Below are 14,926 nucleotides of genomic sequence, written 5' to 3'. Positions count from 1 at the left end.
ATCCGGACGCATTACCAGGGGTCAGAAGAATAGCGCACCCGAAAGTTGCCTTCCAGGTGCGCTTTTTACGCAGGGTCAACAGCGGAGGTTACGCCAGCTGCCCTTCCCAGATGTGCCCGTCCTTCATCACAATCTTGCGGTCGGCCATTTCGGCCAGCTGGTCGTTGTGCGTGACAATGACGAAGGTCTGACCCAGCTCTTTGCGGAGCAGAAAGAAAATCTGGTGCAGTTCCTGGGCGTTCTGTGAGTCGAGGTTGCCGGAGGGCTCGTCGGCGAAGATGATTTCGGGGGAGTTGATGAGGGCACGGGCCACAGCGGTGCGCTGCTGCTCGCCCCCGCTCATTTCCGAGGGCTTGTGGTCGGCGCGCCGCTCCAGGTTCAGCATGCCAAGCAGTTCGCGGGCCCGCACCCGGGTTTCTTTTTCCGAGCGCCCCGCCAGGTAAGCGGGCAGACACACGTTTTCGAGGGCCGTGAACTCGGGCAGCAGGTTATGAAACTGGAAGATGAAGCCAATGTGCCGGTTGCGGAACTTGGCCAGGTTAGACCGGCTCAGGGAGTTGATGGACTCGCCATCGAACAGCACCTCGCCGGAGTCCGGATTATCGAGCGTGCCCAGGATGTGCAGCAGCGTACTTTTGCCCGCGCCCGAGGACCCGACGATGGACACGATTTCGGACTTTTCAATCGTCAGATCAATGCCCTTGAGGACCTCCAGGGTATTATAGCTTTTACGAACGTTAATGGCTTGCAGCAAAATCGGGGAGCAAATAGGGTGAGCCGGGGTACGGAAAACAAATCTACGTAATGTCGGCCGTTGCGGGTGCATCCGTTGGGCAGATGTAGTACTCATATTCGCTGGTAGGCTATCTTGCTTGGCCATGCCGTTACTCCCCGTTGCCATGCCTTTTCTTTCTGCCCGCCGCTGGCTGCTGCTGGCCTTGCTGCTGAGCGTAGGAATAGCCGTGTGGCAGCGCCAGGCAGCCCAAACGCCCCCTGCCCCACGACCACAACTCTCGGCAGCTACTGCGGCTGGCCCACCGCCCGCCGACGGCCGCCTACGCGGCGTGAGCTGGGTGGCTGGCGACTCGGCCTCTTCCTCCGATATGGAGCCGCTGGTACAGGCCCGGGTCACGTGGATAGCCCAGACGCCCTTCGGCTGGCAGGCCGGGGCCGCCGTGCCCGAGGTGCGCCTGCACACAGGCCGGGGCAGCCGCCACTATTGGGGTGAGAGTGATGCCGGCCTGGTACAAACGGCCAAACAAGCCCGGCAGCGCGGCATTCAAACCCTGCTCAAGCCCCACCTGTGGCTGCGCGGTGGTACGGGCTCCTGGCCCGGCGACATCAACATGACCACGGAGGCAGACTGGCAGCAATGGTTTGCCAGCTATTCGGTGTTTATTCTCCACTACGCCCAGCTGGCCGAAGCGCACAGGATGGCCGCGCTGTGCATCGGCACCGAGCTGCAGCACGCTACCGCCGGCCACGAAGCTGAGTGGCGCGCCCTCATTGCCCGGGTTCGGCAGGTGTACCACGGCCCCCTCACCTACGCGGCCAACTGGAGCGGGGAGTTTGAGCAGATTCAGTTCTGGGATGCCCTCGATTTCATCGGGATTCAAGCGTATTTCCCGCTCAGCAAAACGGCAAGCCCCGACAAAGCCGCCCTGCTGAAAGCCTGGCAGGAGCCGTTTCGCCGCATACGTGCCGTGCAGAAACGCTATAAGAAACCCGTGGTATTCACCGAAATCGGCTACAAAACCACCCCCGACGCGGCCATTGAGCCCTGGGCCTGGCCCGACCGGATGGCAGTACTGACTACGGCCGACGAGGCCACCCAGGCGGCCTGCTACGCCGCTATGTTTGAGACCTTCTGGCCCGAGAAGTGGTTCCGGGGCTTGTTCGTGTGGAAGTGGTACCCCGGCCTGGCTCCCGACCGCTCAGCCCGGCGCCACCTCGATTTTACGCCCCAGCACAAGCCCGCCGAACAGGTCATGACGGAGTGGTTTGGGCGGTAAATGACAAGCCTGAGGCCTATTTACCTGATCTAAGACCGTTGAACAACAGCTGACTTGCGGGGTTACTTCGCCGGGCATAAGGTGGCACTACCGATAATTGCCTACTTTCGCAGCCGCAAACACCCACCCGAATCTTCCCTCAAAACGACCCTCTATGAACATCCACGAGTATCAGGGTAAAGAAATTCTCAAGCGCTACGGCGTGCGCGTGCAGGAAGGCTACACGGCCGACACGGCCGAGGAAGCCGTAGAGGCCGCCAAAAAGCTGACCGCCGAAACCGGTACCGGCTGGCACGTTATCAAAGCCCAGATTCACGCGGGTGGCCGGGGCAAAGGGGGCGGAGTGAAGCTCGCCAAAAACCTGGACCAGGTGAAAGAAATTGCCGGCAACATCATCGGCATGCAGCTGGTAACCAAGCAAACCGGCCCCGAAGGTCGCAAAGTGCACAAGGTGCTGGTAGCCCAGGATGTGTACTACCCCGGCGCTTCCGAAACCAAAGAGTTTTACATGAGCGTGCTGCTGGACCGCACCTCCGGTAAGAACGTTATTATCTATACCACCGAGGGCGGTATGGACATTGAGGAGGTAGCCGAGGCGCACCCCGAGAAAATCCACAAGGAAACCATCGACCCGCGCGTGGGCCTGCGCCCTTTCCAGGCGGCCAAAATTGCCTTCAACCTGGGCCTCACCGGCGCTGCCCAGAAGGAAATGGTGAAGTTCGTGCAGGCTCTCTACAAAGCCTACGACGAGACGGACTCCAGCATGTTCGAAATCAACCCCGTGCTGAAGACCTCGGACGATAAGATTCTCGCCGTTGACGCCAAAGTGACTCTCGACGAAAACGCCCTCTACCGTCACAAAGACTTCGTAGAGCTGCGCGACACCAACGAAGAGGACCCGCTGGAGGTAGAAGCCTCGGCCTCGAACCTGAACTACGTGAAGCTCGACGGCAACGTGGGCTGCATGGTAAACGGCGCCGGCTTGGCTATGGCCACCATGGACATCATCAAGCTCAGCGGCGGCGAGCCGGCCAACTTCCTCGACGTAGGGGGTGGAGCCAATGCTCAAACCGTAGAAGCAGGCTTCCGCATCATTCTGAAAGACCCGAATGTGAAGGCCATCCTCATCAACATCTTCGGGGGCATCGTACGCTGCGACCGGGTGGCCAATGGCGTGGTGGAAGCCTACAAGAACATCGGCGACATCAAAGTGCCAATCATCGTCCGTCTGCAGGGCACCAACGCCGAAGAAGGCGCCCGTATCATCGACGAGTCGGGCCTGAAGGTGTATTCAGCCGTGCTGCTGAAGGATGCGGCCCAGAAAGTAAAAGAAGTACTGGCCGAGCAGGGAATTTCGTAATAACGGCTCCCATCTTTTGTCAGGCAAAAGCCCTTCTGGTTCACCAGAAGGGCTTTTGTATTCTATAGAGAAATAGTATCACCCGTTTATGTGATATCATCGTATAGCACTGCCGACTACTTTTGACTCGAAAGTAGAAAATAGAGGTTAACCCAGAACGAATTGTCTTCGTTAAGGAGTTTTCACCGAGCAGTCTTATGAAAAATTTGATTTATACCATACTGTTGTCTTTCTCTACTTCGGCTGTTTCTTTCCCCGCTGAAGCTCAGTTGTTTGCCTCTGCCGAAGTTGCCTCGACCCCACTGGAGTTTGAAGAGGCCCCCGACGTTACAGCCTATACCTTTCAGTACAGTACTTCCGACACGGAGTATTTGGTTCGTTTCCGGGAAATGTATGGGCTGGACGAGGCCATGGGTACTGCTTCCACTGACTTGGAGCGGGTAACTGCCCTCTCGCGCTGGGTACACAATCGGTTAGAGCACGATGGTCGGCAGGACTTGCAAACCCGGGACGCTTTTGCTATCCTGCGGGCCGCCATGCTGGGCAAATCGGTGCAATGCGTTGAGTTTGGCGCCGTACTGACCACGGCCCTGAATGCAGTAGGCATTCCGGCCCGGCCCTTATTTCTCAAAGCTTCGGATGCGGATACTCGGCCATCGGCTGCGGGCCACGCTCTCACGGAGGCCTGGCTGCCGGACCAAGGCAAGTGGATTATGGTCGACAGCCAGTTTGACATCGTCCCACTGCTGAACGGGCAGCCAGTCAACGCAGTGGAACTCCAGCAGGCCCTGGCTTCCAACACGAAAGGCCTCTCTATCCTTGGCTCAGCTGACACCTCCGCTAAAAGCTACTTTAAATGGCTACACCGCTACCTGTATTACTTTGATACGGTACTCGACAACCGATTCGGTGTAAAAACGGCGGCTACGGGGCTGATGCTCCTACCGGAGGGCGCCCGCAAGCTGCTGGCCTTCCAGCGGCAAAAGCTGGCTGCCATGCGCTATACCCGTTCCCTGGCCACATTCTACGCTCCACCGGTCCCGACCGCCTTGCCGGCTGCCAAAGCCGAATATCCTACGGCTGGTGGTGGCCAGTAGCGCCCAGGCAGTAAGCAACAATGCATAAATTCTTTGCCCGGCACAGGTTGCCTACTCCCTAGCACTCAAAAATTTACGCGGGCTGATATTACAGCTTCGCTGAACAATCGTTACGCGAAACGGGGGAATTCGGGATTGAAGTTGTGCACCGAGCGTTTTCTGCTTAGTTTTGCCACCCCAAACCTACCCGACCGGTCGCGTAGTACAACGGATAGTATAGGAGTCTCCGAAGCTCTTGATCCAGGTTCGATTCCTGGCGCGACCACATCCAACACCCATAATAGGCTTTAAATGAGCTTGTTATGGGTGTTTTTCTTTTTATCGATATCGTGTTAGTATCGCTATAGAGCATTGGGTGCGTCTGTAGCACTCATTTTCCTTCCTTTTTACTATCTGGCTTTGCAGCTATTGCTTTATTTTTCTTTCGTTAGCTAGGCAGGTAACATTTTGGGTATAGTTGCTGGTATAACAACGAACCAGACCTAACCTGTATGAACCTCACTTTTTCCGTTCGTCCTGAAGACTTGCAACCACTAGCAACAGCCATTGCTAACGCAATACTCGCAGCACAGTCAGCCGCAAGCAAACCGGCTCCTGTTTCCGAACCTAAGCTCCTTACAGTTGCCGATGTTGCTGGAAAGCTTAAAGTATGCACAGCGCAAGTCAGAAAGCTGATAGCCAACGGGCATTTACCGGGTATTAACACCAATACAGGAGGGAACTCATTACGGGCCGCTTGGCGTGTTTCCTCTTCGGACGTTGATGAGTACATCAAACGCCGTAGGCAGTGGAATTAAAAAAATAAAATTTCACTCCCTCTATCATACTCTGGCCTCACTGTCCCTTCATTCCCACACTTACCACTAGGACCAGAGCAGTCTTCAAACGCAAAGGCTGGCTGATGAAGAAAGCTTAGGCTACTTCAAATCATCCATTCTGAAGTGCTGAATCATTTGAATAAAGGTATTATCACTGTTGTTTACAACGTTTGTAATACGGTCTATTATTTGTGGAATTGTATTGTTTAATCGCAAGTGAACATTACTCATATGCTTAGCGGTCATTTCTAGAATCCGCTTCTGCCTGTAGATAGGCTCACGCATATCCCTTGCTAGGTTCTCTGATATAGCTCTGAAAACGGTCTCACTATGTATATAGGTTATTCTACTAGTGGGTTGTTGAATATTGGCTCTGATTAAGTCTATTGCTTTATGAATATCATCTGAGTTTACAATATTGTCATATAGAATGTTGTAGGCTTCGATTATCTCTGTGCTCTTTATCCTCTCAACAGGTGCTATAACGCCGTAAAAGGGTGCTCGTTGATTCAATCTAGCACCTTTCAAGATGTAGCTACCGTAGCACGAAGCGAGTGAAACCATTAGGTTGTTTTTCGTAACGATATTGATTTTACGCAGCTCGTCCGCTAAATCTTCCCATTTCATTATAACTCCCCTGCTCACCTGTAAGCCTACCTTGTTGCCGTGTGCTTCGAAGTGTAAGTATGGGAATATCTGTTTTGTCGCAGCATCCGACCTAATCTGCTTAAGCAGCGAAAGCAAACCTTTCTTGCTGTCGATAGGATGATAGGACGATGTGAACCAAGGATGTTTAAACTCATATTTGCTTAGCGTATCATCATATAATTCTTTACCTGTTCTCCATTCACCTTGTATTACTACTTCGATAACATAGATTCGGTTAAACTGAGAATAGCTGATGTCATTATCGTCAAACAGGCTCATAGTCTTCTATCCTAGCTAGTGTCTATTCAACTACTCCGTACTCGTTCTTTTTCGTTTCGTCCTTCTCCTTTGCATAGAAGTCGGTGTAGTACCGTCTGCCTTTGATGTTCTCGTACTCGATGCGTAGTACACTAGCTGGGCCTTCTTTGACTACTTTATCTGCTTCGGCTGGTGTGCTTTCGTAGGGTATAGTAGCTGTCAGGGTGTAGACTCGACGAGCGTTCGGAGCGAGCGGAAAGGTGTAGTCGAACGCAGGCTCTATCGTAACCTTTATGCCTTCGTGCTCAGGGAACCGTAGCCGGTAAGCGGTTATTTCCGAGTTGTTCGTTAGAATCAGCTCGAAATTCCAGCGCAGTTCGTACAGGTGGTTGTAGTTGGCTAAGTCTCCAATGGAAATTGCTTCTCCATTTGGCGGGAACTTGTTGTTTTGAGTCATACCGTGTGTTCTACGGCCAGAATGCTGGAAAACTAAGCGTACGGCTACCTTCGGCTGTTCAAAGTACTTCCGAATAGGGGAAACGAATGGACTCAGCAGCTTCGCGACCGGTCCTAAAACTTTGATTGCGGTAAAGAGAATGGCTTCAGGCATAGTTGGAGGTTATAAGACAAGATAAGTAGACTGGTAGCAGCTACAATGAAAAACCCTATCTGGAATGGATAGGGTTTTTTATTTACAGCCTCTCTACTCAGCTAGTGCTTCCTTCACTACTGGTGCTGCTGTTAGCTGGTGTATCAGCTGTAGTGCCTGAGCATTGGTAAAGTCGTTACCACGTCTGCTTCTATATCCTGCACTGTTTAGCTGAGCTGCTATTTCTCGGCTGCTATGCTTCTCCATCATATGCTTCACCAGTGCAGCGGCTTCACGTTCGCTTCAGCCTGTAGTGGATTTTCTTTCCGTACAGCTATTCTCTTAGCACAAGCTGTATCAGTAAGGTTCGCTGGTGTATCTAGCGTGAAACATGAGAACTTCAAGAAGCTATAATATTTTACACAGTCCTTTGGCAATATCTTTTTCAAATCTCTTGAATTTATCAGTTGCGACTGAACCGTCTTTAAATTGGACAGTAACTTTTCTATTACGCCCACCTATACTATTATCGATTGCGTTTGAGAATTTAGGAACTAACTCAGTATAAGTTTGAAAGGCAGTATTACGTATGTTGTCAATGTTTTTCTTATCTACAAAGACAGAATCACTATTATCAGAGTTATATCCTTTGAGTAAAGCCAGAATAGACTTAGCTTTACTGAATACCTCAGTTATATTAGATTTTTTTCGCATTATCTCCATTTCATAGTAATCCATAAGCGTGATTTCAGAGATTGACCTCCCGGATCGATTAAAATAGTTATCACGCATAAACTTGACTAGAGCTTGAGAAAGCTCTAGATCCTCCTCTAAAATAGCATTATGAGTAATTACAGAGAAATAGGATAAGTCCAATGAATCCATATCACTAAGAAAGTTATCCTTAGTAGCAGATATAAAGAATTCTTTACCTCTCAAAACCGTCAAGTAATTAGATTCTTTAAATATTTTGTAACTGTACCTGATTTGATCTTTAGTCAATGATGCGCTGAATTCATTTATTGATAATAGTATAAATTCCTCTCTTGCTATCAACTGCTGATTAAGATCTATATTTTTGGCCTTATCAATTTTGATATCTGCAAGTTTTGTTTCAATCTCATAAAAATGCCTAACCAAGATAAATGAATATTCCCGACTAAATAATAGGCATTGATTCACAAGGCTTAAAGCCATCATATAACTAAATCGTATAGGATCACCATTTAAACATGCTCTAAGATTTATCTTGTTATTTACAACAGCATTAACTGATTCAATAAGATAACCATTCTTTTCAACAACGGATTTAGCAGTTACAGCCATGTTAAATAACACAAATGGCTGAATGTAAGAAGCTGAACGACTAAATGCTTCTTTAAAATGATTAAATGCTAATTCAATTTTATCTTGGTCTTTATAATACATTCCGAGACTAACATGAGAATTCACCTTAATAGACTTAATCTGCTCTTCAGTCATTATAGGATCACTAAACTCTAGCTCAGTCAATATCTTGTTGATAATAGCAATGAATTCAAGTTCAAGTCCAAAATTAGAATAATTAAATAAGTTTAAAGATGATTCCTCTTTCGTAATTAAATATGTAACAGCAAGCAGAGACTTAAAATAGTAAAAATCGCGTATTTCAAATGATATAATTTTTAAATAAACATAGCAAGCCTTATCGAACATACTTAGCTCAGTGAGTGCTGATGCATAAAGGAACAGAGATTCTAATTTAACAATTAATACATCTTTTATCTGATCTGGAGCAATTTCAATACCATGCTTGTCAAAGTGATCAATAACGCTTCTGTAATTTCTCTTTAATGAATATGAATTTATTATTGCGTGTTGCAAAACAACAAAATCAAGTCCAGTATACTTGTCAATGCTTTCCTCAAGCAAGCTAATGACCCCATCATAATCCTTTCTAGCAAATGCAAGAGTTGCCAACTCCATTAGGCTATTATCATCATCAACAATTTCCAATAACCATTCCTTCGACAATGCTTTGTCAATAATTCTATTTTTAATTGCTATTTTATCGTTTTCAAAATTTGCTCCAACTACACCTAAAAGGTATAGTTGCCTTCTTTGGGCCATGGCTATAGCCTGATAATCTTTATTTCTCAGACTTATAACAGCCCTTGCTATATCTTGATCTTTCTGAATCATACTACGAATATTATCAAGTGGCACCCGATCAAACGTAGTTAGATACATCATACCTACGATTTTATCTATGATTTCTACATCAATAGCAGAGTCAAGTAATAATACATCCTCAACTGCAGAGCATATTTCATACGTCATTCGTGGATTACCATAGGCCCAATAATATATCCTTTCAGCAACTTCATTGCTTAGGTTCAACTTAGCCTTTCTTACAAATTCAAGATATTCATAGTAACTAAAATCACCCAAGAAAATTTCTTGACCAATATTAAAAGGCGATATTTTAGAATCTTGAATTAACTTAGATGGCTCTCCGACTCCAGAAAGAATATAATTCAATTTATGCAAAATTGGATAATTCGTCCTAGAGAAATATATGCTCCTAATTTGTTTAAAAATAACATCTGAAAATTGGACAGTAGTCATTGCGTCCACTTCATCAATTAGAATAATTAGCTTGCCTTTTATTACTTGTAGCAGTAATCGCAATTCTAATAAATGTTCAACATGATCAACTTCATCACTTTCTTTACGCATTTTTGATATAGTATCAGATAGAAAATGTAATTTTTCAATGTTAGTATCGATTGCTAAGTCAATAATATATCGAAAACACTCGCGTGCACTTCTAAATGAATTTGAGAAATCTACATAAACACACGCATCTTCTGGGCCTATTAACTGTTCCTTTGCATTAAGAAGCAAATTCGTCTTGCCCATTTGTCTAGCAACTAAGACATAACCGGGGCGACCTGTGTCATTTATTATGAATTCAACCAGACGATCAGCTTCTCTCCGAACGTAAAGATGATCAGGAATAATAGTATATGATTTCAGAATTTTATTATGCATGGCCAAATTTGATTTCAAAGTACTGTTTCACCAAAAACTCAAAAGACTGCTCTTTAGACTGCGAATACAAAATCAAATCTCTGAAATATGTTTTAAGCCTCCTTGGGTTAAAATCTGATTTGCCTATCAATATATTTTTATACTCAACACTCAATCGACAATCAACAGCAACAGCCATTATATCTAAAAGGCCTTCCATTTCAGCTTTTGTCCATTGCTGGGCTTCGATAAAGTTAATTTTTTCACCAATCTTATCAATCATTAAAGATGTATCATCTTTAGGATTATTTATTGAAGTAAATGCAAAATTTACTGTTGAGTCAGGATACTGGATTGAATTTTTGACAATCAAAGATAGCATATTCTTAAATAAATCCTCTTGCTTATTATTTAGCGGCATCTCTTCCATTATTATATATGCATTATCATAATATTTATTAATTATATCACAGATATTATCCATTGCCTGCATTATACTCGTAGGTGAAAATATAGGATCACCTTTATAACTTGCAGAATCCATAAGTCTTCTCTGCATATATTCAAAAACCGATAACATATTATCAGTATCAATGCTTGAAAAATCGATAACAAATATTTTCTTACCTGCTTGGACAAGATTTCTAAAGGTCATACAAGTTTTCCCGAAGCCACTGCCACCAAAAACCCATATATTGTATTTAAAATTTATATAATTAGCATATAAATTATCTACATCCCTATTGAGATAATATTCTTCTTTAGAAATAGAATAAGCGTTAAAAGTAGCATTTCTAAATACAATTTGATCAACTATATATGCATTATCATTATTATCATATTGATTATTATATGGAAATACTGCTAGGTCTTTAAAAGTATAATTATCGTCAAACACACTAGCACAAAGATCAACAGCGGCTCTAGCAGCTGTGTATTGCTTTTTGATTTTATTTATTGCTTTTTTTCCATCCGCAAAATCACAGATGCCTTTAACTACTAGCCAGTCTTTGCTGTAAGCATGTGCTACTGATGCTAAACCAGTGCCTTCCATCTCTCCGCCGATAACAGGATCAAATAGTTTAACCAATTGTTCCCTATACTTTATATCGTCAATCAACTTTTCGCCAGATAGTATATTGCCTGACAACACTTTGGAATCCCGTTTAGGCGTCAGATTAAATTTCCACCCAATAGGATTGGTGAATCTATTTAACAGCAAAACACTAGACATTTGTTTATATCCTCTACATTCAATCTTGCCTTTCTTTATTTTCATGTTCTCATATTGCACTATAAGCTCAGATACCAACACATCACCTACTCTTTGTTCTTTTTTATTAACTCCAAAAGCAATTCCAACCATTATAATGAAAGATGGTTTAATAAACTCAACTGCTTGTTGTACTGTCATTATTGAAGCTGCTGCTCCACTCGTACCCATTCTTGAGGCAACATGGCATACTGCATACTTACCTAACATGCCTATATAGTATGTATAAAACTTTTCTTGTACTACTAATATCTCATCAAGCCCCAGCAAAGGTGTTAGCTTTTCATGAAGACATTTTTTTTCTATATCTGTAACAGTAATTAAGACAATAGACATTAAATCTATATACTCCGAAAAACTTTCTACACTAATGCTCTTATAGTCCATTCTGGGATGGTATGAAAGAGAAGATGCTATTGAAATATACAAAGTAAATTTATCACTTTATATATCAAAACAGAATTTATTCCTCTTGGGTGGAAGTAAAGACGTTACTATACTGCATAATACGAAGTATTATGCTTGTATTCTATCTACCAGTTTATAAAATACTGGTAGATAGGTTTTTATATAAAATATAAGCGCTTATACTTCATATTTTACAATAAGAAAGCTTGAGTGAGTTCTCCCAAGATACCGAAGAATTGAGAACGTAAACATAATTTCTTATAATACAATGACTTAACACCAAACTAGGTGTGAAATCAAGGGCTCCAAGCTAGGCTGTCAAGCTTTGCTATCAGTAGTGTAGCACCAGTAGCTTTCGCTTCAGATATCGCTTGATGCAGCTTCACACAATTATTTTTTCTGATTCTATCTCTACCTACTCGGATAGAATAGAGCCTGCATTACGAGCAGCGAAGTAGGTTACTGCTGCTCTCTAGCATCTAGCTTGAGCTGATAGCGTTCTATATTTTCTTGTAGAGCAGGTATGACTTGCCTGATAACATTCATACATTTTCTATAGGTTGCTCATGATCCGGATGTAGCTTATACCACTCGTTTATTCTCTTCTCATAACACTTCTTCTTGCTGAACGCTTGACGTTCTTCCTTACTCATTCTATCGATTAACTGAACGATAGCTGAGAATAAGTCTAAAAGAGATAAGAATAAGTCTAAAGATAAAGAGAAATCGAAGCGAAGCTGAGGATGCAGTACAGCGCGTGTATAAAGCTGATTTGAGTACTGGTGATGTAGATAAGTAAGGGCATAAAAAAACCAGCCTGTTAGAGCTGGTTCTTTCTTTTTATTACAATCTGTTATGGTGCTTTACTTCTCAGCATCCATTCTCCGCTTGAACTGGCTCTGCCATAAGTAGCACCAGTTTGAGTGTCTAGCATCAAGTTTCTGCTAATTAATTGATACCTATTCCTCTGACTGTTCATATACACTACTACCACTAAAGCTAATAGCGCCAGTATCAGAAGAGGCTTGAACAGCTTGTCAAAGTTCATAACATTTTATTTTATTCTTCAGCATCGGTAGCATCTCGAACCTCACCAGTCTGTGTATCAAGCACAATTATTCCACCATCAAGGGTAGCTTGCTGGTACCTGCTTGTTTGACTGTGCTTATAAATCACTACAACCAATGCAGCTAGCAGTAGTAGCAGAAGAATTTTGAATACTTTATCGAACATCAGTCCTACTTTTCAAAGACAGCACCCCATTTACCGTTTCCATTCGCAGAATAGATAGTGCCTGTATGTGTATCCATTAGTAAAAGATTTTCACCATCTCTCACTTCGTGATATCTATCGTGCTGGCTAAGGTTATATACTGCTACCACCAATGCAGCTAGCAGTAGTAGTAGTAGAGGTTTGAATAGCTTATCCATTCGCTTTCTTTCTACCTCTTGGCTTTGCAGGAGTACCATCCGCTTTGCGCCCGAAAGGCGCTTCTGGGTCTACTTCTCTCTCTTCTTTAGCTGCACGAGTTGACTTAGATTCAGTCTGGCTTTCCAATACAGCAATAGCTTCCGAAAGAAGATTATGCGATTTGCGGAACAAGCTCAGTGCTTTCTTTACATCTACCTGTGGCTGCTTTGGCTCTCGTGCTGCTTTCGCTTCTTTAGGTTGTGCTTCCTGTGCTTTCAAGTCTGCTAGAACACTTTCCAGCAAGCTCAGTGGTGATTGTGATTTACGTGCCATTTTCTTGATGATATCAGTGAGTTAAGGACAATTTATAAAAAATTATAATATGTGAAGAGCAACTCATTTCTAAACAAAAAAGTATGAATGCAGTCCCAACGGTTTTCCACTAGGGCATTGAAGTTGTACACAACAACAGGATACGCCAACCGATTGCCGTTCTATAGGGCCGGAGGGGGAGTTGCTTAGCGATGCCCCGGGGGCGGGGGGTGCCATATACCGCAATGTGAGTGGATAAGGGAGCAATAATACGGCGTTATGGAACGTATAAAAAAGTACGGACACTCGCCCGTACTTCTTTGTTTTTTTAAAATGGTATATCGTCGTCATCTCTTTCCTTAACCCTTAACGTTGTCATATCAAAGAAGTCTTCTAACTCTAAACTCTTTATGTTTTCTAATAACCCTTGTCTCTGTTCAGATGTTAAATTATCTACTGGATTTACGGATTTACGTAAAGATGTCTCCTTGACAATAGGACTCTGTATTGCTGGCTTATTCTCATAAATCATAGCCTCTCTCAGTTGTTCTATCAGTCCGATAGAGTCTGAACTTATATCAGACTCGAAAATCTTCCATCGTTGAACGATTGACTTGTATTGTTTCATATTCTCCGACACAGATGCCGCTCTTTTAAATCGTTCTGCTAGACCATAACGAATCCTACCCAAATCATATTGATAGAAAGCAGCACTTGTAAATATTAAGGATTCCTTTTGTGTAAGTTCTTTGATGAATGCTTGCTCTTTATCTTCATTTACGGTATTACGTAAAGATGTATCCTTGATAATAGGGGTATGTATTTTATTAAACATTTTCAGTATTGGATTCTCACTACTAGTTAGCACATTTTCTAAGGTTATATTTATCGTCTTTGGTATATTCAGGTATTGACGAATTTTTTTCTGATTCATTAGCTCGCATTCCACTTTCGTACAGTTCTGGTAATACCGCAAGTGCTCATTCTTTTCCTCTTTACTTAAACTATCTCGAAAACTAGAATTTTTTCGGAGCATATATTCCAATTCCTTATCATATATCTTGAAGTATTCTTTTGATTTCGAGCTTTTACATCTTCTCAAAAAAGTGATTCCGCTTAGATAATCTGTCAATAGATAGTTGGTGTTAATATTCAGCAACTTTAAAAGGCGCACATATTCAGGCAACGGCTTAGAAAGCCGCAGATGCTTTGCAACGTGGCATAGCAGCACGTCCGCAGTCTTAATAACCATATCCACATCAAACACAATAACTTCGCTTCCAACGATATTTTTGAGACATTCCCGAATAGTATCTATTGTTATCATATCCGGATAGTTCGCCCCTAATACTTTTGAAGAAAATTTCATCATACACTTGCCCGCATTATCATCAATCTTTACATAGTTTAAACCAAATTGACCTTTATACTCCCAAATTACCTTGCCCCCATCTACTATTTTCGGAATGAAGTCAGTAAATTTGTATTTACTAACATATGATTTTGAAAAAATAATTTGAATTGTGTCAATTTGCAGCCTATTATTTCCTTTATTGCTATATGTATCTTTAATCATTATTCTATTCAGCCGAATTAGCCAGTCCTGTCCGACTGGCTTTTTTATTATTATCCTACTTTATTACTCTGTGTTAAATGTTGCTTTAATAGCAATCTAACCAATTGACTAACAGTCATTTCATTATCCTCGCAGTACGTAGCAGTTAGTGCT

General features: G+C 43.6%; 12 protein-coding genes and 1 tRNA gene. 5 read left to right on the top strand and 8 right to left on the bottom strand.

All coding sequences use genetic code 11. The annotated features are described in order from the left end of the window. Positions 1–88: 88 nt before the first annotated feature. Positions 89–754 carry an ABC transporter ATP-binding protein gene (locus HER32_RS17575; protein WP_149070455.1) on the bottom strand — a complete coding sequence of 222 codons (666 nt, stop codon included), beginning with the start codon at positions 752–754 and terminating at the stop codon, positions 89–91. Between the two features lie 145 nt (positions 755–899). On the opposite strand from HER32_RS17575, the gene HER32_RS17570 reads away from it, so the two are divergent. From HER32_RS17570 to HER32_RS17550, 5 genes are all read left to right on the top strand, one after another. Next, on the top strand, positions 900–2,012 hold the full coding sequence (locus tag HER32_RS17570; RefSeq protein ID WP_168682823.1) for a glycoside hydrolase family 113: 1,113 nt from the start codon (positions 900–902) through the stop codon (positions 2,010–2,012). A 154-nt stretch (positions 2,013–2,166) separates the two neighbouring features. Beyond that, positions 2,167–3,372 carry an ADP-forming succinate--CoA ligase subunit beta gene (sucC, locus tag HER32_RS17565; protein WP_149070457.1) on the top strand — a complete coding sequence of 402 codons (1,206 nt, stop codon included), beginning with the start codon at positions 2,167–2,169 and terminating at the stop codon, positions 3,370–3,372. Between the two features lie 197 nt (positions 3,373–3,569). Further along, entirely contained in the window at positions 3,570–4,469 is a 900-nt protein-coding gene (locus HER32_RS17560) for a transglutaminase-like domain-containing protein (RefSeq protein ID WP_168682822.1), read from the top strand. Positions 4,470–4,662: 193 nt separating this feature from the next. Then, a tRNA-Arg gene (locus tag HER32_RS17555) sits at positions 4,663–4,734 on the top strand. A 226-nt stretch (positions 4,735–4,960) separates the two neighbouring features. Continuing rightward, entirely contained in the window at positions 4,961–5,266 is a 306-nt protein-coding gene (locus HER32_RS17550; protein WP_168682821.1) for a helix-turn-helix domain-containing protein, read from the top strand. A gap of 120 nt (positions 5,267–5,386) precedes the next feature. Here the strand turns inward: HER32_RS17550 and HER32_RS17545 are convergent, their stop codons facing one another. From HER32_RS17545 to HER32_RS17515, 7 genes are all read right to left on the bottom strand, one after another. After that, complete coding sequence (locus HER32_RS17545; RefSeq protein WP_168682820.1) at positions 5,387–6,214, bottom strand: hypothetical protein; 828 nt, start codon at positions 6,212–6,214, stop codon at positions 5,387–5,389. Between the two features lie 22 nt (positions 6,215–6,236). After that, entirely contained in the window at positions 6,237–6,803 is a 567-nt protein-coding gene (locus HER32_RS17540) for a hypothetical protein (RefSeq protein ID WP_168682819.1), read from the bottom strand. Positions 6,804–6,896: 93 nt separating this feature from the next. After that, positions 6,897–7,061 (bottom strand): recombinase family protein, encoded by a 165-nt coding sequence (locus tag HER32_RS20455; RefSeq protein ID WP_410503881.1) that lies wholly within the window; start codon positions 7,059–7,061, stop codon positions 6,897–6,899. A 129-nt stretch (positions 7,062–7,190) separates the two neighbouring features. Next, positions 7,191–9,815 (bottom strand): AAA-like domain-containing protein, encoded by a 2,625-nt coding sequence (locus HER32_RS17530; protein ID WP_168682817.1) that lies wholly within the window; start codon positions 9,813–9,815, stop codon positions 7,191–7,193. Continuing rightward, positions 9,808–11,454 carry a 5'-methylthioadenosine/S-adenosylhomocysteine nucleosidase gene (locus HER32_RS17525; protein ID WP_168682816.1) on the bottom strand — a complete coding sequence of 549 codons (1,647 nt, stop codon included), beginning with the start codon at positions 11,452–11,454 and terminating at the stop codon, positions 9,808–9,810. The genes HER32_RS17530 and HER32_RS17525 overlap by 8 nt, the downstream gene beginning before the upstream one ends. Before the next feature lie 1,443 nt (positions 11,455–12,897). After that, positions 12,898–13,218 (bottom strand): hypothetical protein, encoded by a 321-nt coding sequence (locus tag HER32_RS17520; RefSeq protein WP_168682815.1) that lies wholly within the window; start codon positions 13,216–13,218, stop codon positions 12,898–12,900. Positions 13,219–13,525: 307 nt separating this feature from the next. Further along, positions 13,526–14,773: a hypothetical protein gene (locus HER32_RS17515; protein WP_168682814.1), complete on the bottom strand. Its 1,248-nt coding sequence runs from the start codon at positions 14,771–14,773 to the stop codon at positions 13,526–13,528. Positions 14,774–14,926: the final 153 nt, after the last annotated feature.

The sequence above is a fragment of the Hymenobacter sp. BT18 genome, assembly GCF_012273015.1.
Taxonomy (GTDB): Bacteria; Bacteroidota; Bacteroidia; order Cytophagales; family Hymenobacteraceae; genus Hymenobacter; species Hymenobacter lutimineralis.
This window is presented reverse-complemented; position numbering and strand designations above follow the sequence as displayed.

What these genes read in the sequence shown, in the direction of transcription:
- sucC (WP_149070457.1), top strand. Translation starts at nt 2,167, where the DNA reads ATGAACATCCACGAGTATCAGGGTAAAGAAATTCTCAAGCGCTACGGC.
- HER32_RS17520 (WP_168682815.1), bottom strand. Translation starts at nt 13,218, where the DNA reads ATGGCACGTAAATCACAATCACCACTGAGCTTGCTGGAAAGTGTTCTA.
- HER32_RS17560 (WP_168682822.1), top strand. Translation starts at nt 3,570, where the DNA reads ATGAAAAATTTGATTTATACCATACTGTTGTCTTTCTCTACTTCGGCT.
- HER32_RS17530 (WP_168682817.1), bottom strand. Translation starts at nt 9,815, where the DNA reads ATGCATAATAAAATTCTGAAATCATATACTATTATTCCTGATCATCTT.
- HER32_RS17570 (WP_168682823.1), top strand. Translation starts at nt 900, where the DNA reads ATGCCTTTTCTTTCTGCCCGCCGCTGGCTGCTGCTGGCCTTGCTGCTG.
- HER32_RS17545 (WP_168682820.1), bottom strand. Translation starts at nt 6,214, where the DNA reads ATGAGCCTGTTTGACGATAATGACATCAGCTATTCTCAGTTTAACCGA.
- HER32_RS17515 (WP_168682814.1), bottom strand. Translation starts at nt 14,773, where the DNA reads ATGATTAAAGATACATATAGCAATAAAGGAAATAATAGGCTGCAAATT.
- HER32_RS17525 (WP_168682816.1), bottom strand. Translation starts at nt 11,454, where the DNA reads ATGGACTATAAGAGCATTAGTGTAGAAAGTTTTTCGGAGTATATAGAT.
- HER32_RS17540 (WP_168682819.1), bottom strand. Translation starts at nt 6,803, where the DNA reads ATGCCTGAAGCCATTCTCTTTACCGCAATCAAAGTTTTAGGACCGGTC.
- HER32_RS17550 (WP_168682821.1), top strand. Translation starts at nt 4,961, where the DNA reads ATGAACCTCACTTTTTCCGTTCGTCCTGAAGACTTGCAACCACTAGCA.